21 protein-coding genes and 1 rRNA gene are annotated in these 19717 nt (G+C 41.6%); 6 read left to right on the top strand and 16 right to left on the bottom strand.

The window, feature by feature from the left end; translation table 11 throughout:
- The 4 genes from rrf to HLH16_RS13695 form a co-directional block, all read left to right on the top strand.
- Positions 1-105, top strand: a 5S ribosomal RNA gene (rrf, locus tag HLH16_RS13710); the annotation flags it as partial.
- A gap of 282 nt (positions 106-387) precedes the next feature.
- Positions 388-897 carry a hypothetical protein gene (locus HLH16_RS13705; protein WP_171529758.1) on the top strand — a complete coding sequence of 170 codons (510 nt, stop codon included), beginning with the start codon at positions 388-390 and terminating at the stop codon, positions 895-897.
- Between the two features lie 11 nt (positions 898-908).
- Positions 909-1013 carry a hypothetical protein gene (locus HLH16_RS13700; protein WP_171529757.1) on the top strand — a complete coding sequence of 35 codons (105 nt, stop codon included), beginning with the start codon at positions 909-911 and terminating at the stop codon, positions 1011-1013.
- 140 nt (positions 1014-1153) lie between these two features.
- A complete protein-coding gene (locus HLH16_RS13695) occupies positions 1154-2311 on the top strand; it encodes a PQQ-dependent sugar dehydrogenase (RefSeq protein ID WP_171529756.1) in 1158 nt (385 codons plus the stop codon).
- Between the two features lie 66 nt (positions 2312-2377).
- Here the strand turns inward: HLH16_RS13695 and HLH16_RS13690 are convergent, their stop codons facing one another.
- The 6 genes from HLH16_RS13690 to ribF all read right to left on the bottom strand — a co-directional run bounded on the left by HLH16_RS13690 (position 2378) and on the right by ribF (position 9480).
- A complete protein-coding gene (locus HLH16_RS13690; RefSeq protein WP_171529755.1) occupies positions 2378-3418 on the bottom strand; it encodes a TauD/TfdA dioxygenase family protein in 1041 nt (346 codons plus the stop codon).
- 458 nt (positions 3419-3876) lie between these two features.
- Positions 3877-4419 carry an NADPH-dependent FMN reductase gene (locus HLH16_RS13685; protein ID WP_171529754.1) on the bottom strand — a complete coding sequence of 181 codons (543 nt, stop codon included), beginning with the start codon at positions 4417-4419 and terminating at the stop codon, positions 3877-3879.
- A 139-nt stretch (positions 4420-4558) separates the two neighbouring features.
- Positions 4559-5041 carry an FKBP-type peptidyl-prolyl cis-trans isomerase gene (locus HLH16_RS13680; RefSeq protein WP_131288513.1) on the bottom strand — a complete coding sequence of 161 codons (483 nt, stop codon included), beginning with the start codon at positions 5039-5041 and terminating at the stop codon, positions 4559-4561.
- Positions 5034-5576, bottom strand: a complete 543-nt coding sequence (gene lspA / locus HLH16_RS13675) for a signal peptidase II (protein ID WP_171529753.1) — start codon at positions 5574-5576, stop codon at positions 5034-5036. Before lspA ends, HLH16_RS13680 begins: the two co-directional genes overlap by 8 nt.
- A complete protein-coding gene (gene ileS, locus HLH16_RS13670; RefSeq protein WP_171529752.1) occupies positions 5569-8415 on the bottom strand; it encodes an isoleucine--tRNA ligase in 2847 nt (948 codons plus the stop codon). The genes lspA and ileS overlap by 8 nt, the downstream gene beginning before the upstream one ends.
- 63 nt (positions 8416-8478) lie before the next feature.
- On the bottom strand, positions 8479-9480 hold the full coding sequence (gene ribF / locus HLH16_RS13665) for a riboflavin biosynthesis protein RibF (protein ID WP_171529751.1): 1002 nt from the start codon (positions 9478-9480) through the stop codon (positions 8479-8481).
- On the opposite strand from ribF, the gene HLH16_RS13660 reads away from it, so the two are divergent.
- Both HLH16_RS13660 and HLH16_RS13655 read left to right on the top strand, forming a co-directional pair.
- Positions 9479-9661, top strand: a complete 183-nt coding sequence (locus HLH16_RS13660; RefSeq protein WP_171529750.1) for a hypothetical protein — start codon at positions 9479-9481, stop codon at positions 9659-9661. The two genes, ribF and HLH16_RS13660, sit on opposite strands and share 2 nt — an antisense overlap.
- Positions 9662-9712: 51 nt before the next feature.
- Positions 9713-10276, top strand: coding sequence for a phosphorylase family protein (locus HLH16_RS13655; RefSeq protein ID WP_171529749.1), 564 nt, complete (start codon positions 9713-9715; stop codon positions 10274-10276).
- A 78-nt stretch (positions 10277-10354) separates the two neighbouring features.
- On the opposite strand, the gene HLH16_RS13650 is transcribed toward HLH16_RS13655, so the two are convergent.
- The 10 genes from HLH16_RS13650 to HLH16_RS13605 form a co-directional block, all read right to left on the bottom strand.
- A complete protein-coding gene (locus tag HLH16_RS13650; protein WP_131288502.1) occupies positions 10355-10969 on the bottom strand; it encodes a TetR/AcrR family transcriptional regulator in 615 nt (204 codons plus the stop codon).
- A 364-nt stretch (positions 10970-11333) separates the two neighbouring features.
- A complete protein-coding gene (locus HLH16_RS13645) occupies positions 11334-12143 on the bottom strand; it encodes an ABC transporter ATP-binding protein (protein WP_171529748.1) in 810 nt (269 codons plus the stop codon).
- 10 nt (positions 12144-12153) lie between these two features.
- Entirely contained in the window at positions 12154-12969 is an 816-nt protein-coding gene (gene ssuC, locus HLH16_RS13640) for an aliphatic sulfonate ABC transporter permease SsuC (protein WP_171529747.1), read from the bottom strand.
- Positions 12969-14144 carry an FMNH2-dependent alkanesulfonate monooxygenase gene (gene ssuD / locus HLH16_RS13635; RefSeq protein WP_171529746.1) on the bottom strand — a complete coding sequence of 392 codons (1176 nt, stop codon included), beginning with the start codon at positions 14142-14144 and terminating at the stop codon, positions 12969-12971. Before ssuD ends, ssuC begins: the two co-directional genes overlap by 1 nt.
- 16 nt (positions 14145-14160) lie before the next feature.
- Positions 14161-15093, bottom strand: a complete 933-nt coding sequence (locus tag HLH16_RS13630) for a sulfonate ABC transporter substrate-binding protein (protein WP_250850281.1) — start codon at positions 15091-15093, stop codon at positions 14161-14163.
- An 85-nt stretch (positions 15094-15178) separates the two neighbouring features.
- Positions 15179-16141, bottom strand: coding sequence for a sulfonate ABC transporter substrate-binding protein (locus HLH16_RS13625; RefSeq protein ID WP_171529744.1), 963 nt, complete (start codon positions 16139-16141; stop codon positions 15179-15181).
- Between the two features lie 329 nt (positions 16142-16470).
- A complete protein-coding gene (argA, locus tag HLH16_RS13620; RefSeq protein WP_171529743.1) occupies positions 16471-17823 on the bottom strand; it encodes an amino-acid N-acetyltransferase in 1353 nt (450 codons plus the stop codon).
- A gap of 131 nt (positions 17824-17954) precedes the next feature.
- Positions 17955-18326: an RcnB family protein gene (locus HLH16_RS13615; RefSeq protein WP_171529742.1), complete on the bottom strand. Its 372-nt coding sequence runs from the start codon at positions 18324-18326 to the stop codon at positions 17955-17957.
- 233 nt (positions 18327-18559) lie between these two features.
- Positions 18560-18967, bottom strand: coding sequence for an RcnB family protein (locus HLH16_RS13610; RefSeq protein ID WP_171529741.1), 408 nt, complete (start codon positions 18965-18967; stop codon positions 18560-18562).
- Between the two features lie 296 nt (positions 18968-19263).
- Complete coding sequence (locus HLH16_RS13605) at positions 19264-19419, bottom strand: hypothetical protein (RefSeq protein WP_171529740.1); 156 nt, start codon at positions 19417-19419, stop codon at positions 19264-19266.
- Between the last annotated feature and the right edge of the window lie 298 nt (positions 19420-19717).

The raw sequence follows: 19717 nt of genomic DNA, 5'->3' as shown, positions 1-19717 counted from the left end.
ATAGCAAGAGTGAACCACCTGATCCCTTCCCGAACTCAGAAGTGAAACCTCTTTGCGCTGATGGTAGTGTGGGGTTACCCATGTGAGAGTAAGTCATCGCCAGCTCATTATTCCTGAAAACACCTCCTTCAATACAAGGGGGTGTTTTTTTATGTGCGGAAAATAAATTAAAAAATTTAAAGTAAATTTTTCTGTTTTGATTAAATTATCTTACGAATCAAAGATTAAATTTTAGGTCGATCAAATAAGCTTATTGTTTAAAGGTTAAATGTTATACTTTTCCACTTAATCTCTCCTTATCTTTTCTGCATGTTCCGCTTTTTTCTCAGTGCTATTTTCTCTGTATACCTATTTCTGCTGAGTACAGTGGTTTATGCATCAACGTCTTTGAATTTTGATAGACACCATAATGCACGACTTGATGGTGTATGGAATTATTATCCTAATCAACTGATTATTGGATCTGAAGAGTCTCAGATTTCTCCATCTAAAACTATTAAAACAGTTCAGTTACCTGCATCATTTCTCAGTATTTCAGGGCAGAAAGATGGTTTGGCGACCTTTCAGCAACATTTTAAATTACCTGAGTCTGCGGTAGGCCAACAAATCTATTTGTATATCCCATATCAGTATGGTGCCTATCAATTATTTGTAGATGATCGTTTACTCACAAAAGTTGGGCAAGTAGGTGTAGAGGGACATCATCAAACAGAAATGGCACCTAAATTGGTGTCATTTTTTCCAAATAAAACCGATGTAGTAATTACCCTTCAGGTCTCAAGTTTTCAGCATATTCGGGGTGGTCTAGAAAACAGTATTTATATTGGTTTCAATAAACCGATCCTGCACAAATTTTATCGCCAAGTGATGGAAAAGACTCTATTACGATTAGTGTAGGCGTGGCCATTATGGATTCTATACATTGCTATAAAAGTGTCGATTGCTTGATGAAAACAGCAGATCAGCAACTCTACCAAGCAAAAAATCAACGCGATCAAGCCTGTATTCAGTAAGCCATAGAAAACCTGATTGGGTTTGATCAATTCTTCAAGTGAAATATCATATCCTTTTACGATTACTTGGTTTTTTTATATGTAGTGGTTTGTCTGGTAATGCTAAATTGGTCGTGATGTTCATTAAAGAAGCATGAAGTATGAACCAAATTCACCCAGCTGCCATTATATGTTTAAGTTTAACTTTTTATGGTTTAACGGCTTGTCATGCACAAAATAGCATTCCACAGGAGCAGTCAACACAGCAGTCTTCATCAAAAATACAACAAAGTTATCAACTTAGTACGATTGCACAGTTTAATGAGCCGTGGGCGATTGCCTCTTTAAAAGATGGTCGTTTACTGATTACTGAGAAAAAAGGCAAATTACAATTATTTGATCCTCAAACCAAGGAAAAAGTCGAAGTCAAAGGTGTTCCTAAAGTGGCTTATGGTGGACAAGGTGGCTTGGGAGATATTGCATTACACCCTCAATTTGCACAGAACCATCAAGTCTATATCAGCTATGCAGCAGCAGGACAGGGTGGTTATGGTGCTGTGGTTGCGCGTGGTGAATTGGATTTATCTAATCCTCAACAACCCCAACTTAAAAATTTAAGGACGATTTGGCAACAAGTGCCTAAAGTTCAAGGTCAGGGGCATTATGGACATCGGCTGTTATTTGGCTCCGATGGCAAGCTTTGGATCAGTTCAGGAGAGCGCCAAAAGTTTGATCCTGCTCAAGATATGCAATCGAATTTAGGCAAAATATTGCGTTTAAATGATGATGGTACACCTGCTTCAGGGAATCCATTTATGAACCGAGGCGAGATTGCCAAACAGGTATGGACTTTGGGTCATCGTAATCCTCTCTGTATTGCATTTGACAGTAAAGGGCAGCTGTGGGTGGCTGAAATGGGACCTAAAGGGGGCGATGAGCTCAATCTCATCATAAAAGCTGAAAATTACGGCTATCCTATTGTTTCAAATGGGGATCATTATGATGGGAAAGATATTCCTGACCATAGTACCCGCCCTGAATTTAAGGCCCCTGAGATCAGCTGGACGCCTGTGATTTCTCCATCGAGCCTGATGTTTTATAAGGGCAATCAATTTCCTGCATGGAAAAATAAGGCTCTGATCGGTGGCTTATCTTCTGAAGCTATTGTGGTGGTTGATACCGAAATGAAGCCAGTAAAGGAAGTCCAGCGCTTAAATATGAAACAACGCATCCGTGGCTTGCTGGAAGCTCCAGACGGTGTAATTTGGGTTATTGAAGATGGTAAAAATGCCAGATTACTCAAAATGACTGCGAAATAATTTCAGCCAAAGCCCTTCTTGAAATGTCGGGCTTTAAAACATATCTACGTAAATCATCTGATAGAATTACGCAGCATAATGATCATCAGCATTAAATACATTGGCCTGAATTTGAATGAGCTTACGGTTGCCTTGTTCGCCATTCATGCGCCAATGGGCAATTTTAATATTATCGACAATGGCAACATCACCTTTCTGCCATTGTAATAACAGGGCATCCCGATAAATCGCATCAAAAAAGGCTTGTTTCTCTTGATCCGTCCATTCAACTTTATGACCCTGCTGATTGAAAATCTCCCAGGTCAGCTGCATATCATCAGCAGTGGAATCGATTTGGATATCACCACGATTTTTAAAACAATTTTGTGCAGCCTGATAAGCGAATGGATTGGTATTATTGGCAAACGCCCAAGGTTGTAGCGCCAGTTTTTGGGTAACAGGATGCTTAATCACCAGTGGTGCGCGTTGTAAGGTCAGTTTAGCTTTCTTGTCAGGCAGTATGCTCACGCTAAAAGGACTCTTTTTCAGTAAGATCCGATCGATAAAATTAATTTTACGTGATGAGACATAAGAAAAATGATTCCAAGTGCCTTGGTATTTTTGTTTAACCGATTCAGGAAAATTTTCCCAAATTTTCTCAAGATTATTAAAGCCAGTTTCAGCCAGATAAGTTGATGGCTGCTGACAATATAAAGCTATATAGCGCGAGCGTTCAGAACGGACACCACCTTCCACATGTGGACCTTGTACAGCATTCTCCACTGGCCCTAATTGAACGGTATTACGGTCAATATAGCGTCGATAATCCCCCGCACCTAAAATACTTTCACTGTATTTACGCATCCATGATGCAACCCAACCCGGCATATTGGGATTGAAGGAATTCCACGGCTGTAACTTGAATTTTTGTTCAATAAGTTGATGAAATTCATCGGTTTGCTGGATGTTAAATCCTCGAAAAATCAAGATGCCATGCTGATGGATTTGTTGCATCAGCTCTTCAAGATTGTTCTCAATATATTGGGCTAAATCATGACATGCATTGTTGTCGGGGTGTGCTATGAATACTTTGGCGTAATCATTCAGAAAATGATGTTCTAATTGCATAATTTTTCTCTCAAGTATTTTTATTGTTTTACTTATGATGCTTAGAATGATCTTTAACTCTATTCTAATCATTCATAAAGATATGATGGATAATTGTTTTTGCTGAATTTGATTATAAAGTTTGATATTTCAGCATGATGTAAATTTTGGTCGTTTAATTGAGCTTTTCGACAAGTGGCGGGTTCACTTTAAATCACGATATTAAATGACCAGAAGAATTAAATGACTTTGAAAAAAAGCCCCGACATCCTGTCGAGGCTTTTTTATATTCATTCTAGAGGTATAACTCCTGTCGTACCCATCAGCATCCTGCTGTTTATTGCTTATCATTATTGTTTTTTGCTTAAGAGACTTCCTGTCCCTGTATGATTAAAATATAGCGCTTTGGATAATATGTGAAAAGTGGAGATATTCGGCAACTGTTGTAAGCTTAAACCTACACAGGTACTCAAAAAATATCAGGAATTCACGTATTGAATCAGTTTATCCAAAACAGATCTGAGATTTTTGTTATCAAATTCATTCGGTTCAAATTCTTCAGTTTTATTGCGTGAGAAGATGTCACGAATTTCAATCACAGCATTACTGTCGACTAAACCGAGTTGGGTTCCGACTTGACGGATTTGATCAATCGAGCGTGAGCCATTGGTTGCACCATAGCCAATATAGGCAGCGGGTTTGCCTTGCCATTCTTTGCCTAAGTAATCCAAAGCATTTTTGAGTGCAGGGCTGTAGCCATGGTTATATTCAGGGCTAATAAAAATAATGGCATCACCCGAAGCAATTTTGTCTGCCCATTCCTGTTGTTTCGGTTGGTCATAAATACCCGTAATCGGTGGATGTGCACCTGAAAAAATAGGCAGGTTCCATTCTTTTAAATCGACCAGTTCAACCTGAACAGTACTGAAATTGGCTCTTTCGATACTTCGTTGTACCCAGCGCGCAACTTTAATCGCAATACGACCTTCACGAACACTACCGACAATAATTTGAATTTTCATATTGAACCTGTGTTTTTATAAAGCTAGCCAAGGTTTAAATTAATATGATTATTAAGGGCTGAATATTAGGGATTTGTATCTCCAGAACATAAAAAAGCTCCCGAAGGAGCTTTTAAAAAATCATGCGTTAGATGATCTTTTACATCAGTTTAATAGCTTGCTGACCGGCAGGGGTCACTTTAAAGATTTCCACTTCAAAGGTAATGTCCTTGCCTGCAAGCGGGTGATTGAAATCAATTTCGGTAATATCTTCACCGACTGATTTCACTACACCAAATAAGCTTTGTTTGGCTTTATCTTCAAATTCAATCATATGACCGACAATCGGTGTTTGTTCGAATTTAACGGTATCAAATTTTTGTACGTTTTCAGGGTTCCAGGGACCGAAAGCATCTTCAGGAGGAAGACTCACGGTACGACGGTCACCGGCACGCAAACCAAAGAGTGCTTTTTCAAAACCGGGTAATAAGCTACCATCGCCCATCACCAAACTGACCGGTTCTTCACGGCTACGGGTGTTATCAATTTCCACACCATTTTCAATGGCTACCGAAAAATGCAGCTCTACTTTCGAGCCATCATTAATACGGATTTCTTCGTTTGGATTAATAATTTCAGTCATTGTGTTGCGCTTCCGCACGTTGAATACGTTGCTTTTCTAGAAAAAACGTATCGATCAGCAGCAGAATAGTTCCCACGGTAATGGCACTATCTGCAATATTAAAAGCAGGGAAGTGGCTGTTGTTGTAGTAAACGTGAATAAAATCGACCACATAACCTAAAGAAACGCGGTCAATTAAGTTACCGATCGCACCACCCAAAATCAGGGCAATCGCCATCGGTAAAATCACCATTTTTTTCGGCATACGCATCAGCCAAAATACAAAAATTACAGACACTAAACCTGCCAGTGAAGTAAAGAAATAACGTTGCCATCCACCGGCATCGGACAGGAAACTAAAGGCTGCGCCATAGTTATGTAGCAATGTCCAGTTTAAAAAGGGCAGTACAGGAACAGGATCTGCATAGTTCAGATTTGTCACTGCAATCCATTTGGTCCATTGGTCGAGAATAATCGCGACAATGGATAAACCCACCCACACCAGATTGTGTGGGTAGAACTGGAATAAGCCCTTTTTAGTTTGCGGATTAGGCATATTTTCTCTCTTCGCCTTGACCTGTAGGAAGGTTAATAATACAACGAGAACAAAGGCCCGGATGTTCATGATGTGTATTTACATCAGGAAGTACATGCCAGCAACGGGCACATTTTTCGCCTTCAGCAGCCGATACTTTCACGCGTAAGCCTTCAAGATCTGTTGCTTCACCTTGTGCTTCATCAAATGCATTTACAATCACAGTTGATGTGATCAGAACGAAACGAAGTTCATCATTTAGTTGATCAAGTACTGCTTTTAATTCAGCATTTGCCCAAAGTTCAACTTTGGCAGACAGGTTCGAACCAATCAGTTTGGCATTACGCGCTGCTTCAATTTGCTTGTTCACTGCAGATTTAACGCTGATTAACGTCTGCCAATCCGCTTCTGAAACAAGGTTTGCTTTGGATGCAACAGGAATGTCATACCATTCAGTGGTGAATACGTATTTCTCAGTTTGACCCGGAATTAACGGCCAAGCTTCTTGAGCGGTAAAGGTCAAGATTGGTGCCATCCAGCGGACAAAAGCTTGTACCAGGTGATACAAGGCAGTTTGTGCAGAATGACGCGCTTGCGAGTCTGCTTTGGTGGTGTATTGACGGTCTTTGATGATGTCGAGGTAGAAACCACCCAAGTCATTAATACAGAAGTTGGTCAACGAACTTGCCACGATATGGAAGTTCATATCTTCATAGGCTTGCTGGATGGTTTTTTGAACGTCTGCTGCACGTTGCAGGATGTATTGATCAAGCGCGATCAACTGATCGACTGGCAATGCATCAGTCGCTGGTTGGAAACCATTCAGGTTCGCCAACAAGAAACGTAAAGTGTTACGAATACGACGGTAACCATCAGAGGCACGGCTAAAGATTTCTTTACCCGCGGTCATTTCATAACGGTAGTCTGAAGATGCAATCCAGAAACGTAAACCATCTGCACCCATATCTTTAATGATGTCTTGCGGTGTGATCACGTTACCGATTGATTTTGACATCTTACGGCCTTTTTCATCGACCACGAAGCCGTGAGTTAACAAGCCTTTATACGGTGCGCGGTTGTTAATCGCGATAGAGGTTAATAATGAAGACTGGAACCAGCCACGGTGTTGGTCTGAACCTTCAAGGTACAAATCAGCAGGATCAGTCAGTTCTTCACGTTGACGAAGGACCGCATAGTGCGTTGTACCCGAGTCAAACCAGACATCTAGCGTGTCACGAACAGCATTGTAATGTTCAGCATCAGCACCGATAAAGTCTTTCGCTTCACGGTTATACCAACCATCAATACCTTCCTGTTCGATCAGTTTGGCAACTTCTTCGATCAGTTCAGGGGTACGTGGGTGCAATTCGTTGGTGTCTTTATGCACGAAGAACGGGATTGGCACACCCCAAGTACGTTGACGCGAGATACACCAGTCCGGACGACCTTCAATCATCGCCTCAATACGGTTTTTACCCCAATCTGGAACGAAGCTGATCTCGTTTTCAATCGCGTTTAAAGCACCTTGGCGTAAACCTTTTTCGTCCATGCTGATGAACCACTGTGGGGTCGCACGGAAGATAATCGGGGTTTTATGGCGCCAGCAATGTGGATAGCTATGCTTGATTACCACATGTGCCCAAAGCTTGTTGGCTTCACTTAATGCAGCAATAATTTTTGGATTGGCTTTATAGATGTGTTCGCCTGCGAAAACAGGTGCCGTCGGTAAATACACACCGTTACCACCGACAGGATTATCGACTTTTAAGTTGTACAGTAAGCCAACTTTATAATCGTCTACACCATGGCCGGGTGCGGTATGTACTGCACCGGTACCGCTGGTTGCAATGACGTGTTCGCCTAAAATCACTGGAACCTGACGTTCAGTAATTAAAGGATGTTGTAGAACCAAGTTCTCAAGTTTGCTACCGGTAAAATCAGCAATCACTTCAACGGTGGTAAAGCCATAACGTTCAGTTGCAGATTCAACCAAATCTTTAGCCAAGATAAAGTTTTGTGCTGCTTTTTCGTCGCCACGTGCTGTAACCAGTTGATATTCAATATCAGCATGCAGGGCAACCGCCTGATTCGCAGGAATGGTCCACGGCGTCGTTGTCCAGATCACGATGTCGGTTGAGTTTTTAACCTCAACACCTAAACGTGCTGATAAATCTGCTAAATTAACAACAGTGAAACCCACATCGATAGCATCAGATTTTTTATCTTCATATTCAACTTCAGCTTCAGCCAATGCAGAACCACAGTCCAAACACCAGTTGACTGGTTTAAGACCCGGCTGGATATGACCTTGTTTTTGGATTTCACCCAATGAACGCACGATATTGGCTTCTTGGGCAAAATTCATGGTCAGGTAAGGATTGTCCCAATCACCAAACACACCCATACGCACAAAGTCTTTTTTCTGTAATTCGACTTGAGTGTAGGCATATTCGCGGCAATGTTTACGGAACGTTGCAGCATCGACTTTAACGCCAACTTTACCGACTTTTTCTTCAACTTTAAGTTCAATCGGCAAACCGTGACAGTCCCAACCCGGAACATAGGGTGCATCAAAGCCATCCATAATCCGGCTTTTGATGATGATGTCTTTGAGTACTTTGTTTACCGCATGACCTAAATGGATTTGACCATTTGCGTATGGAGGGCCATCGTGAAGCACATATTTTTTCTTGCCAATACGCGATGCGCGAATCTGCTGATAAATGTTGTCGGCATACCACTCTTCTAACCATTTTGCTTCACGTACTGCGAGATTTGCTTTCATTGCAAATTCAGTACCTGGGAGGTTTAGCGTGGCTTTATAATCCACTGCATTTTCAGGAGTTTGCTTATCGCTCATGCAAGTTGTCTTCCAATTTAATCAGTCTTAGGCTGACGCGTTTTACAATAAAAAATGTGGGATTTAAAAGGGAAAATTGGGAGTGTTTTGTCGAAACTCAAGCAGTTTCTCAACATCATCATCAATTCCCGCTTTCAATGCTTCAAGCGAAGGGTAGTCCTTTTCACCATGTAAATAGTTCAAGAACGTCACCCGCATTAACAGGCCATACAGATTAGCAGAAACATCAGGAAAATGTACTTCTAATCGCCATTCTGGATGTTCCTGTTTGATGGCTGGTCGTGTCCCAACATGTCCTGCACCAAACAGGGCAGTGGGTTCATAGCCTGGAATCCCCAATTTCTCAGGACTTTCAGCTTTTACTTTATCTTTTAAAGATTCAGTTTTACACAGTACTTCTACGCCGTAAATCCCGTTTAAACAGGGTCTATGACGGTTTAGACGGATGTTGATGGTTGGAAAATTAATGGTACGCCCAATCTGATCACCATATTGTACCCGGCCGGTGATGCTATACGGACGACCCAATAATTTGGCAGCCAAAGCTAAATCACCCGCTTGCAAGGTATGACGAATCCTGGTCGAGCTGACACGGTGTCCTTCCAATGCAATGGTATGCAAGTTGGTGACCTGAAAACCGTAAGCTCGCAAAAATTCACTATTGCCTTGACGGTTTTTACCGAAATGGAAATCGTCGCCCAGAACCAGATGTTCCGCATTGAGTTTTTGTTTGAGAATACCGGCAAAGCTTTCAGCATCTAAGCTACGGAAATGATTATCAAATTTTGCAATCGCAATATAGTCGACACCCAGTTCGGTTAAGTATTCGACTTTTTCACGCAATGAACTAATTCTAGGCGGGGCTTCATAACCCTTAAAAAATTCAAGCGGTTGTGGCTCAAAAATCATCACCAGGGTTTTTAAATTTTGTGCTGCGGCGAGTTGTTTTAATTGTGTAATCATTGCCTGATGGCCCAAATGTACACCGTCAAAATTACCAATCGTAGCGGCAGTTTTTGGCAATTGAAAATTTGGCGCTAAAGCATTCAGGCGGAGCAGCTTCATGGGCGAATCAATAAGTGAAAAATTATCAGGGCTATATATTGCCATAATCTTGAGCGTTCGTCTTGTTGTTGTGTTTTCATCCAAAAAAATTATCGGATATCTGGCTAAAAATAGCGGTGTAGAAAGATCAAAAATACAGGTTGATTCAGAGCAGATTTTTAAATTTGCACTCTTCCTCTAATTCTTTTCTAATGGGTGCAGTTTTGAGTTGGCAAATAAATAAGGTACTGCAATGTCAGATTTGGCTTTAATCATGGCACTTCCCAATGAATCGAAAGGTTTGTTTGAACAGGCGGGAATTCAAGTGCATTACAGTGGTATTGGTAAAGTCAATGCTGCCTTTAAAGCCTTTGAAGTGATTCAGAAAACTGGTTGTAAAACCTTACTCAATTTGGGTTCAGCGGGAAGTTCTCAATTTGATGCGCATGCCTTGGTTGAAGTGACGACTTTTGTGCAACGTGATATGGATGTTTCACCCTTGGGCTTTAAAGTCGGTGTTACCCCTATGGATGATGACCATCCTGCAGAAATTCATTTAGAGTCTTATTTTCAGCACCTAGACAAAGGCATCTGCGGAACTGGTGATAGCTTTGAAACAGGTACGCCGAAAGTACCCTGTCATTTGGTGGATATGGAAGGCTACGCAATTGCGAAGGTCTGCAAGAAGCTGGGCGTGCGATTGATTTCAGTGAAATATATTACTGATGGGGCGGATGAAACAGCGCATTTGGATTGGGAAGACAATTTATTATTGGGTGCGCAAAAATTATTAAAATTATATCAAACGATCAAATAAGCAGAATGGATTTGGAAATTCGGCGACCATAGTTGTCTATGGTCGTATGCCAAAATTATCTAGACGATAATTCAAGAATTATGGGCGAGGAATAACGCCGTATAACATCATATGGACAGTATGCTGGATGATGCGCTGCTGCATACTACGGTTACGTAAGGTTTTACCAGTGACCATTTCCATTTGAGTCGCAAAATCTGCATAGTTTTGGGTAATGGCCCAAATATTCAGAATTAAAAGCTCAGGATCAATTTCCTTGGCAATTTTACCTTGATCTTGCCACATGGTAATGACTTTGGCTTTACGCTTCACCAGTTTCTTGAGCGGACCTTTTAAAATTGGCAAAATATGCGGCGCACCTTGAATCACTTCCAAAGCAAACAGTCGAGATGCTTTCGGCTGGGTACGCGAAACCTCAATTTTTTGCAATAAATAATTGGTGATCGCTTCTTCAGGCTCAAGCTCTGTTTCTAGCATTTGCAGTGGAGCAAGCCACTTTTGTAATACCGTGGTGAGTACTTCAACGTACAATGCTTCCTTATTTTCATAATAATAGAAAATATTGGATTTGTGCATTTCAGCAATTTGAGCAATCTCGTCTAAGCTTGCCCCATTAAAACCGTAAAGGGAAAATACATCCAGTGCTGCATTTAGCAGTTGATGTCGTTTTTGAGTACTCTTTTTTTGTTCCATTGGCCATTTAAAAACAATTAAAAGTGGAACCCTAAATTGTACGGCAAATCATCAGATTTGTGCACAGGCAAAAGTTTTAATTTTATGAATATTGGCGATTTATTTTTTAGATCAGCTATTAAATTGCCAAGTTTTCGAGCAATGTAAAAAGATGCTTTAAAATAGGGCAGAAAATAGCTCAATAAAGATCGTTAAATAATTCAATAAGATTGAATTTTTATATTTTGTTGAATACTTAAGTTAAAGACTAGATTGATAAATGAGTGATTAAAATAATTAAAGAATAAGATGAGGTTTAGACAGCCTGATCATGGAGATGAGCCCAAACCGATTGTCAGAATGTGCTCATTTCAAATATAAAAAATCATGTTGCCAATACAGCATTGAGAACTTGTTGCTCTAACTCGGTAAAAGCGTAATCTTTTTTACGTGGTCGTGGTAAATCCACTTTAAATTGTTTAGCGATATGCCCTTTATCGAGCAAAATAATGCGATCGGCCAGTTGTACTGCTTCACTGACATCATGGGTCACCAAAATGGCGGTAAAGCCTTGCTCATGCCAGAGTTTCTCAATCAGGCTCTGCATGTCTAAACGGGTTAACGCATCCAGTGCACCGAGTGGCTCATCTAACAGCAAGATGCGAGGTTTATGTGACAATGCGCGTGCAAGCGCGGTACGCTGACGTTGACCACCGGAAAGTTGTGAAGGCCACAATCTGGCTTTCTCTTTCAATCCGACTTTTTCTAACAGGGCAGAGGCATTGCCTTGATGTTCTTTGGCTAAACCCAATTGTACATTTTGTTCAATGCTACGCCACGGCAAAAGTCGCGGATCCTGGAACATGACACGAATGTCATCACTGGTAATGCCTTCGCGAATATGTCGTGCCGATTTAAACTTGATTTCACCATAGCTCGGTTGTTCTAAATCCGCTATCAGACGTAGCAGGGTACTTTTACCACATCCGCTACGACCAACAATTGCAAGGAATTCAGCGGGTTGAATATGCAGGTCTAAATCTTCTAGAACCGTAACATCACCATAGAATTTATGCAGTTGCTCAATCAGAATTTCTGCACCGACCACCGCTGCTGGATTGATGTCTGCAGTGGCTGGCTGTTCTGGTGCAGTTGGATCCTCAGCTACATGTCGCCCTATACTTAAATCAGTCATGACTTATTCCTTATTTTTGATATCCGGCATGCCAACGCAGCAAGTATTTTTCCAAGCCTACTGCCAATACATCTGCCAATTTTCCAAGCAGGGCGTAGAGTAAAATACCCACTAACACGACATCAGTTTGTAAAAACTCACGTGCATTCATGGTCATGTAGCCAATGCCTGATTGTGCGGAAATGGTTTCTGCAACGATGAGCAGCACCCAAACCAAACCCAATGCAAAGCGTAAACCGACCAGAATCGAAGGCATTGCACCCGGTAAAATAATTTCTTTATACAGCTGCCAGCGGGTTAAACCGTAACTTTTACCCATCTCAATGAGTTGGGGGTCAACCGAGCGAATCCCATGATAGGTATTGATATAAATTGGAAAGAATACGCCAACAGCGACTAAAAACAGCTTGGCAGATTCATCAATCCCGAACCATAAAATCACCAAAGGAATTAAAGCCAAAGCTGGAATGTTACGGATCATCTGTAAAGTGGTATCCAGCAGGGTGGATGCCATTTTCGAAGAACCATTCAGCAGACCGAGTAATAAACCTAAGCCACCACCGACCAATAAACCAAGCAGGGCACGTCCGGCACTGATCTGAACATGTTGCCAAAGCTCGCCACTGATCAACAGATTCCAGAATGCAGTCACCACCGCACTCGGTGCCGGCAAAATACGGCTTTCCAAAAGCCCGCTACCAGATGCAATTTGCCAAATCGCGATCAGTGCGATCGGGAACAACCAGGGCAGCAGATGCTGCCCGAATTGTGTTCCACGTGAAACCTTGGTTTTGGCCAAGCTTTCAGCAGAAATGCTTTTACTCATTAAGCCGGCTCCTGAGTTTTCACTTCTTTTTTCGTCTCATCTGGCACATAGTTATTTGCCACGATTTCACCAAAAGGACCGGTCAAATTTGGTTGCGCCAGTTTTTGACGGACTTCTAATGGAAGCAGTGGGAACACCAGTTCGGCAAAACGAATGGATTCTTCAAGATGTGGATAGCCTGAGAAAATAAAGGTATCAATACCCAAATCAGCATATTCCTGAATGCGGTCAGCCACGGTTTGTGGATCACCGACCAATGCTGTACCTGCGCCACCACGAACAAGACCGACACCTGCCCAAAGGTTTGGAGAGACTTCAAGTTTGCTACGATCGCCATTATGCAGTTCAGCCATGCGACGTTGACCCACCGAATCCATTTGTTTGAATTTCTTTTGTGCCGCTTGAATGGTGGCATCATCCACATATTGAATCAGTTCTTCAGCAGCAGCCCATGCCTGTTCATTGGTTTCACGTACAATCACGTGTAAACGGATACCGTAATTTAAACGACGACCTTTAGCTACAGCTTTGGCTCTGACATTTTCAATTTTTTCTTTCACTGCTGCGGGTGGCTCGCCCCAAGTCAGGTAAGTGTCGACTTGGTCAGTTGCTAAATCTACTGCTGCATCTGAAGAACCACCAAACCAAAGAGGCGGATATGGTTTTTGCACGGGTGGATAAAGCAGTTTGGCATCTTCTACTTGTAAGCGGTCGCCGTGGAAAGTAAATGATTCACCTGTGTGTGAACGTTTTAAAATTTCACGCCAAATTTTGGTGTATTCCGCTGCTGTTTGATAACGTGTGGCATGATTTTCATAGACACCATCACCTTTCAGCTCTTGTTCATCACCACCGGTGACCAGGTTAAGCAATACACGGCCATTCGATAAACGATCAAAAGTTGCAGCCATACGCGCAGCCAGTGCAGGAGTCGTAACCCCTGGACGTAATGCCACCAGAAATTTCAGGTTTTTGGTCGCATCAATCAGGCTGGCTGCTGTGATCCATGGATCTTCACATGAACGACCGGTTGGAATCAGTACACCTTCATAACCTAAGTTATCTACGGCTACGGCAATCTGTTTCATATAAGCATGATCGACCTGACGCGCGCCTTTGCTTGTGCCTAAATAACGACTGTCACCATGCGTAGGAATAAACCAGAAAATTTTCATTGCTTTGATCCTTAGATTATTTGCCTGCCCAAACGGCTTGCTGAATGTGGATAGATTTCGGAATGATCTTGAGTTCGCTAAAACGGTTCGCGAGTTCTTGCTGATCTGCGATCACTTTTCGAGTGAGTGGCGCAGCACTTGATGGATTAGGACGACGCTGGATAAAGGTCTGGCTGACATTTGGTTTTAATCCAGTGCTTTGGGCAAATAGGGTTGCCGTTGCAGCCTTGTTGCTTTGCACCCATTTATCCGCAAGGTTAATTTTCTGGATAATGCCTTTAAGGGCTTTGGGGTGTGTTTTGACCAAATTGTCAGAGGCTAAATAAAACGTGTAATTCGGGCTCAAGCCTTTACCTGAAGCTAGGACTTTGGCTTTATCTTCTGTTTGGGCAGCCGCATAGTACGGATCCCAAATGGCCCAGGCATCAATGGCACCTTTCTGGAAAGCGGCACGTGCATCGGCAGGGCTTAACCAGACCGGCTGAATATCCGTCCATTTCAAGCCCGCTTTGCGTACTGCCTGCACCAATAAATAATGTGAGCTTGAACCGCGGTGAACCCCAACGCGTTTACCTTTCAACTGGCTGAGCTGGGTAATTTTGGAAGTGCCTGGTACCAAAATGGCAGAAGCCAAAGGTTTTGCAGTTTCATAAGCAAAATAATGCAATGGCTTGTTGCCGGCCTGAGCGTAAACGGGCGGTGTATCACCTGTGGCACCGATATCAATCGAACCGACAGCCAGTGCTTCTAAAATTTGCGGACCGCCCGGAAATTCATTCCATGAAATTTTTGCGTTTGGAAATTCCTGTTCAAACAGCTTTTGTTGTTTGGCAATCACCAGATTCACAGAAGCTTTTTGATAGCCCACACGCAGTTGTTTGACTGAAGGGTCCACAGCCCAAGCAGCACTCGAACCCAACATCGCGCAAGCAATCAGCATCGCATTCATGCCATGACTGGATGTTTTGAACCAGGTAATTGCTTTGTTATCTTGCTGATGTTGAGTCATAGTCGAGTCCTCTATTGTTCTGTCATTACTTCGCTAAAATTGCGGATTGAATATTGATTTTGTTCGGAATAAGTTTCTGGTTATAGAATGCGTCGGCAACATATTGCTGCTTTTTAACCACGTCATTTGAAATCGGTTGCACGCCAAAGCCCATGCGGGAAATGGATGTTTTCAGGATATCGTTAGAGAGTCCTGTTGGTTTTTCCAAAAGTTTAGTTGCTTCGTCTTGATGCTGTGACACCCACTGTGTAGTCGTGTTTAATTCATTGACGACTGCTTTCAGTACATCTGGATGTTGTTCGGCAAATTTACGGTCTGCCAAATAGAACTGATGATTGCTGACCAAGTTTTCACCTGTCGCAATGACACGAGCACCAATCTGCTTTTCAGCAGCAGCAAAGAACGGATCCCAAATCACCCAGGCATCCACTGCGCCTTTTTCAAATGCCGCACGTGCATCAGAAGGCGGTAAATACACCACTTGGATGTCATCCAGTTTCAGATTATTGGCTTCTAATAATTTAAGTAATAAGTAATGCACGTTTGAGCCTTTATTCAGGGCAATCCGTTTACCTTTTAAATCCTGGATGCTTTGAATGGCTGAATCTTTTTGCACAATTAACGCTTCAGCTTTAGGCGCTTCCGGTTGGTTGGCGATATAAACCAGATTCGAATTGGCTGCCTGCGCGAAAATAGGCGGCGCTTCACCGGCTTCACCCAAGGAAACACTGCCGACATTTAGGCCTTCAAGCAATTGTGGACCGGCAGGGAATTCGACCCATTTCACATTGATGCCTTGGTCTTTCAACGCTGTTTCTAAAGTGCCGCGTTCTTTAATAATGGGTAACAAGCCATATTTTTGGAAACCGATATTTAAAGTGACCGTTTCAGCTTGTTTTTTATCACAACCTGACATCATCATTGCGCCAGCAACTACTGAAGAAAGGACCAGTGATTTCGCCCAGAATTTTGCTTGAATGGCGCTCATGAATGTGTGCTCCGCAACAATGAAGTGTTGAATAGTGAACACATAAGCTAAAGCTTTATCTTTTTCGAAAAAAATAAAAAAATAGGAATTCTTAATGAGGAAAAAAGATAAATAAAAAAAAGAAAAACTTAGGTGAAAATGTGATTTATAAGAAAAATAAAATAGGCTGTCTTAATGGTTTAAGTTATTGATATTAATTTAATTTAATTTTAAATTTCATGCTGTTATAAGGTTATGCAAAAACTGCATAAGCAAATTGTCACAAAATTCGCAAAAGCATAGATAAAGATATAAAAAATAAAGATATAACCGGCATAAAAAAAGCCACTTTAAAGTGACTTTTTGAACACCAATGAGTTACGTTGGTAGTTATATAAGGCTTGACGTGCATTCGGCAGATCATCGACACTCGCGGGTTCAAAGCCATGCTCGACAAACCAGTGCGCGGTACGTGTGGTCAGTACAAACAGTTGTTGAATGCCCATTTTTTTTGCCTTGTCTTCCAGATAATGCAAAATCTGGCTACCACGATTTGACTTGCGATAGGTTGGATCTACCGCGACACAAGCAATCTCCGCCGATTTAATTTCATGGGCTGAAGTTGGAATCGGGTAAAGTGCGGCACAGGCTAAAATCATGCCATCGCGTTCAATCACCGAAAATTGCTCAATTTCACTTTCTAATCGTTCACGTGAGCGATAGACCAGAATGCCTTCAGCCTCGAGCGGGCGCAGTAAATTCATTAAGCCACCGACATCCTGAATATTCGCAGTACGCACTTCTTCATAATGTGCATCGGTCATCATGGTGCCTGCACCGTCACGGGTGAACAGTTCTTCGAGCAATGCGCCATCATAGGTATAAGAAATCAGATGCACACGACGCACACCTTGCAGTGAGGCATTTTTGGCACCGCGTAATTGCAGCGCAATATCTGGGTTGGAGTCCTGATATTGCAAAATGTGCTGATCGAGCTGATGCGGCGGAATTTCACGTTGCAATTGCCCGAATTCATTCACTAGGCCTTGTTGTTTACCCAAGAAAATCAACTTGTCCGCTTTGAGTAAAATAGCGGTATTGGTGGCAACTTCTTCCGCGACCAGATTAAACACTTCACCTGTGTTGGAATAACCGGTTGGGCCAAGCAATACGATATTATGGTTTTTAAGATGGCGTTGAATGGCATCGGTATCTACGGTGCGTAATTCACCGGTGAGCTGGAAATCCACACCATCACGAATGCCATAAGGTTTTGCAGTGACAAAATTGCCTGAAATGACATCAATACGTGCACCGTACATCGGTGAGTTGGCCAGACCCATCGAAAGCAGCGCTTCGATTTGCAAACGGATAGAACCCACGGCATTCATCACGCAGCTTAAAGATTCACGTGTGGTAATACGACGATGATTATGAAATGGCGTTTGAATGCCACTGGCTTTTAAGTTCTGATTGATCTGCGAACGTGCGCCATGCACCAGAATCAGACGAATGCCTAAAGAATGCAGTAGGGCAATGTCATGAATAATATGTTGGAAATTTTCATGTTGAACCGCTTCACCATCAAACATAATCACAAAGGTTTTATTGCGGTGAGCATTGATATAAGGCGCAGAATGTCGAAACCAATGCACATATTGCAAAGTTGTGCTTTGTGATGTTTCAGATGAATTCGTTTGCATACCTATCTCAAAATTAAAAAATTTCCTTCTGTGATTCTAATCAAAAAATGATTGAGGGGAAGCTTAAAAATAAAAAAACACCTGAAGCGGATTCAGGTGTTTTTTTAGGGAAGAGGAAACTTAAACCAGTTTTAGTTGATAATGCGGACAATACGGTCGGTACGTTCATTGACCAATACATAGTCGCCGTTGACTTTATACCACTGTTGATAACGGTTGGTATCCGGTAAGCGGCGTGCGTCACGGTCGCTGACTTTATAGCTGGATGAGCTAAATACACGCGGGAAGTTTTGGCCTGCACGCCAATCACGGCTTGGGTCTACACGTTTATTGTCATAACGGTTGTGGTCATAACGGTTATTATTGTCCCAACGTTTGTCCTGATGCGATGGTGCATGGTTATAACGTTGATGATCATCATAACGATGATCCGGTGCTGCCATTGCTGAAGTCGCCATCAATGCAGATAAAGAAAGCGCAATTGTAGTTAGAATTTTTTTCATATCTTTCACCTAATTTTCAGAGAGAACAGTTATTTCGTTGAAACTAAATTAACTAAAAAGTAGAGATAAAAAATGAGAGCTTTATAGTTGAATTGTGAAATTCATGGAGAAAAAAAGAAGATTGTAAAATATTGAAAAACTTGCAGTTAAGGACTTGTTGTTAAAATGAACGATGGATGCAAAATAAAAAAAGCTCAAACTGGAGTTTGAGCTTGGAGAATTTAAAGCTGAGTTTAGAAACCTTGAATACGCACAATATTATTACTGTTAGTATCCACTAAAATGTAGTCGTTATTGATTTTGTACCACTGCTGGTTACGAGAGGGTTTTGGCAAGTCATGGCTTTTGTAATCGACTTTATAACCATTACCCCGATAATGCTGCGGCATGACATAACCGGTTTGCCATTTATGCTGCTGTAAACGTTTTACCCCGCGTTCTTCACGGAAACGGCGTTTATCTTGCATACGATCATCGTCATCATCCTGGCCACGAAAATCTCGACCATTATTCGACTGCTGATAACGGGGTTGATCCCACCCACGATTGTTATCGTGTTTCTCATGAGGTGCAGCAGTGGTTACACTGTTTGCCATCAATGCACTGAAAGAGATTGCCAAAATTGTCAAAATCTTTTTCATGTTGAACCCTCATAGAAAATTTATTAATTTCAATAATGCTAATGTACGAAAAAATTGCAGAGAAACTGTGAAGATAAATCACTCATTTCTTAAAAAATGCAGAGATAATAAGGATATTATGCAGAAATATCTCACGATTTAAAAATCTTCATAAATTTTATGTCGATATTAAATACCAGAAAAACAGCGCACTGATGAAAACTTTGTATCAAATTTTTGATCTCGCTTTTATTTATTCAAAATTGTTCTGCCTAAAGGCTTGAACAGCCCTATGGCGACTGTTCAATAAAATTGCTTTAGTTCCATTGCTCCGCCAGGTCTTGAAGTGAACTGACAGCTTCTGCAATTGCTTCAGCTTGTCCTGCATCATCCAGACCTGTAATCAATGTATTTGAAAGCTGTAAGTTTTTAATACAACGAATCGTTTCAATTTTACGTTTTTGATCAGCCATAACCTGTTTCTCATATCGGGTATTTTTCAATAAGAGTGAGCATAGGCTTATTTTATTGATTTGGAAAAACGAATATTATTGTAAGAGTGATTTGAAAATACGATTTATAGTTTTTTGTTATCTGAAAATTCTCTCTTTAAAGGGATACGATAAAATAAAAAGGGAGCATGAACTCCACTGCTGTCCCATAGTTTGATTTAAATAAAAAAACCTGAGTCCGAACAGTTAAAATATGAGTGCAAACAAACACTTTAACGACCAGGATTCAGGTTTTGTCACATCAGAATACCGTATTTCA

This window comes from Acinetobacter sp. ANC 5378, from assembly GCF_013004315.1.
In the GTDB taxonomy this organism is placed as follows: domain Bacteria; phylum Pseudomonadota; class Gammaproteobacteria; order Pseudomonadales; family Moraxellaceae; genus Acinetobacter.
The sequence above is the reverse complement of the archived record's forward strand: the minus strand, read 5'-3'. Positions and strand labels throughout refer to the sequence as shown.

What these genes read in the sequence shown, in the direction of transcription:
- ssuD (WP_171529746.1), bottom strand. Translation starts at nt 14,144, where the DNA reads ATGAAAATTTTCTGGTTTATTCCTACGCATGGTGACAGTCGTTATTTA.
- HLH16_RS13625 (WP_171529744.1), bottom strand. Translation starts at nt 16,141, where the DNA reads ATGAGCGCCATTCAAGCAAAATTCTGGGCGAAATCACTGGTCCTTTCT.
- HLH16_RS13645 (WP_171529748.1), bottom strand. Translation starts at nt 12,143, where the DNA reads ATGACTGATTTAAGTATAGGGCGACATGTAGCTGAGGATCCAACTGCA.
- HLH16_RS13605 (WP_171529740.1), bottom strand. Translation starts at nt 19,419, where the DNA reads ATGGCTGATCAAAAACGTAAAATTGAAACGATTCGTTGTATTAAAAAC.
- HLH16_RS13630 (WP_250850281.1), bottom strand. Translation starts at nt 15,093, where the DNA reads ATGAATGCGATGCTGATTGCTTGCGCGATGTTGGGTTCGAGTGCTGCT.
- HLH16_RS13650 (WP_131288502.1), bottom strand. Translation starts at nt 10,969, where the DNA reads ATGGAACAAAAAAAGAGTACTCAAAAACGACATCAACTGCTAAATGCA.
- HLH16_RS13615 (WP_171529742.1), bottom strand. Translation starts at nt 18,326, where the DNA reads ATGAAAAAAATTCTAACTACAATTGCGCTTTCTTTATCTGCATTGATG.
- HLH16_RS13655 (WP_171529749.1), top strand. Translation starts at nt 9,713, where the DNA reads ATGTCAGATTTGGCTTTAATCATGGCACTTCCCAATGAATCGAAAGGT.
- HLH16_RS13680 (WP_131288513.1), bottom strand. Translation starts at nt 5,041, where the DNA reads ATGACTGAAATTATTAATCCAAACGAAGAAATCCGTATTAATGATGGC.
- ssuC (WP_171529747.1), bottom strand. Translation starts at nt 12,969, where the DNA reads ATGAGTAAAAGCATTTCTGCTGAAAGCTTGGCCAAAACCAAGGTTTCA.
- HLH16_RS13660 (WP_171529750.1), top strand. Translation starts at nt 9,479, where the DNA reads ATGGGCGAATCAATAAGTGAAAAATTATCAGGGCTATATATTGCCATA.
- argA (WP_171529743.1), bottom strand. Translation starts at nt 17,823, where the DNA reads ATGCAAACGAATTCATCTGAAACATCACAAAGCACAACTTTGCAATAT.
- lspA (WP_171529753.1), bottom strand. Translation starts at nt 5,576, where the DNA reads ATGCCTAATCCGCAAACTAAAAAGGGCTTATTCCAGTTCTACCCACAC.
- HLH16_RS13700 (WP_171529757.1), top strand. Translation starts at nt 909, where the DNA reads ATGGATTCTATACATTGCTATAAAAGTGTCGATTGCTTGATGAAAACA.
- HLH16_RS13695 (WP_171529756.1), top strand. Translation starts at nt 1,154, where the DNA reads ATGAACCAAATTCACCCAGCTGCCATTATATGTTTAAGTTTAACTTTT.
- ribF (WP_171529751.1), bottom strand. Translation starts at nt 9,480, where the DNA reads ATGAAGCTGCTCCGCCTGAATGCTTTAGCGCCAAATTTTCAATTGCCA.
- HLH16_RS13685 (WP_171529754.1), bottom strand. Translation starts at nt 4,419, where the DNA reads ATGAAAATTCAAATTATTGTCGGTAGTGTTCGTGAAGGTCGTATTGCG.
- ileS (WP_171529752.1), bottom strand. Translation starts at nt 8,415, where the DNA reads ATGAGCGATAAGCAAACTCCTGAAAATGCAGTGGATTATAAAGCCACG.
- HLH16_RS13610 (WP_171529741.1), bottom strand. Translation starts at nt 18,967, where the DNA reads ATGAAAAAGATTTTGACAATTTTGGCAATCTCTTTCAGTGCATTGATG.
- HLH16_RS13690 (WP_171529755.1), bottom strand. Translation starts at nt 3,418, where the DNA reads ATGCAATTAGAACATCATTTTCTGAATGATTACGCCAAAGTATTCATA.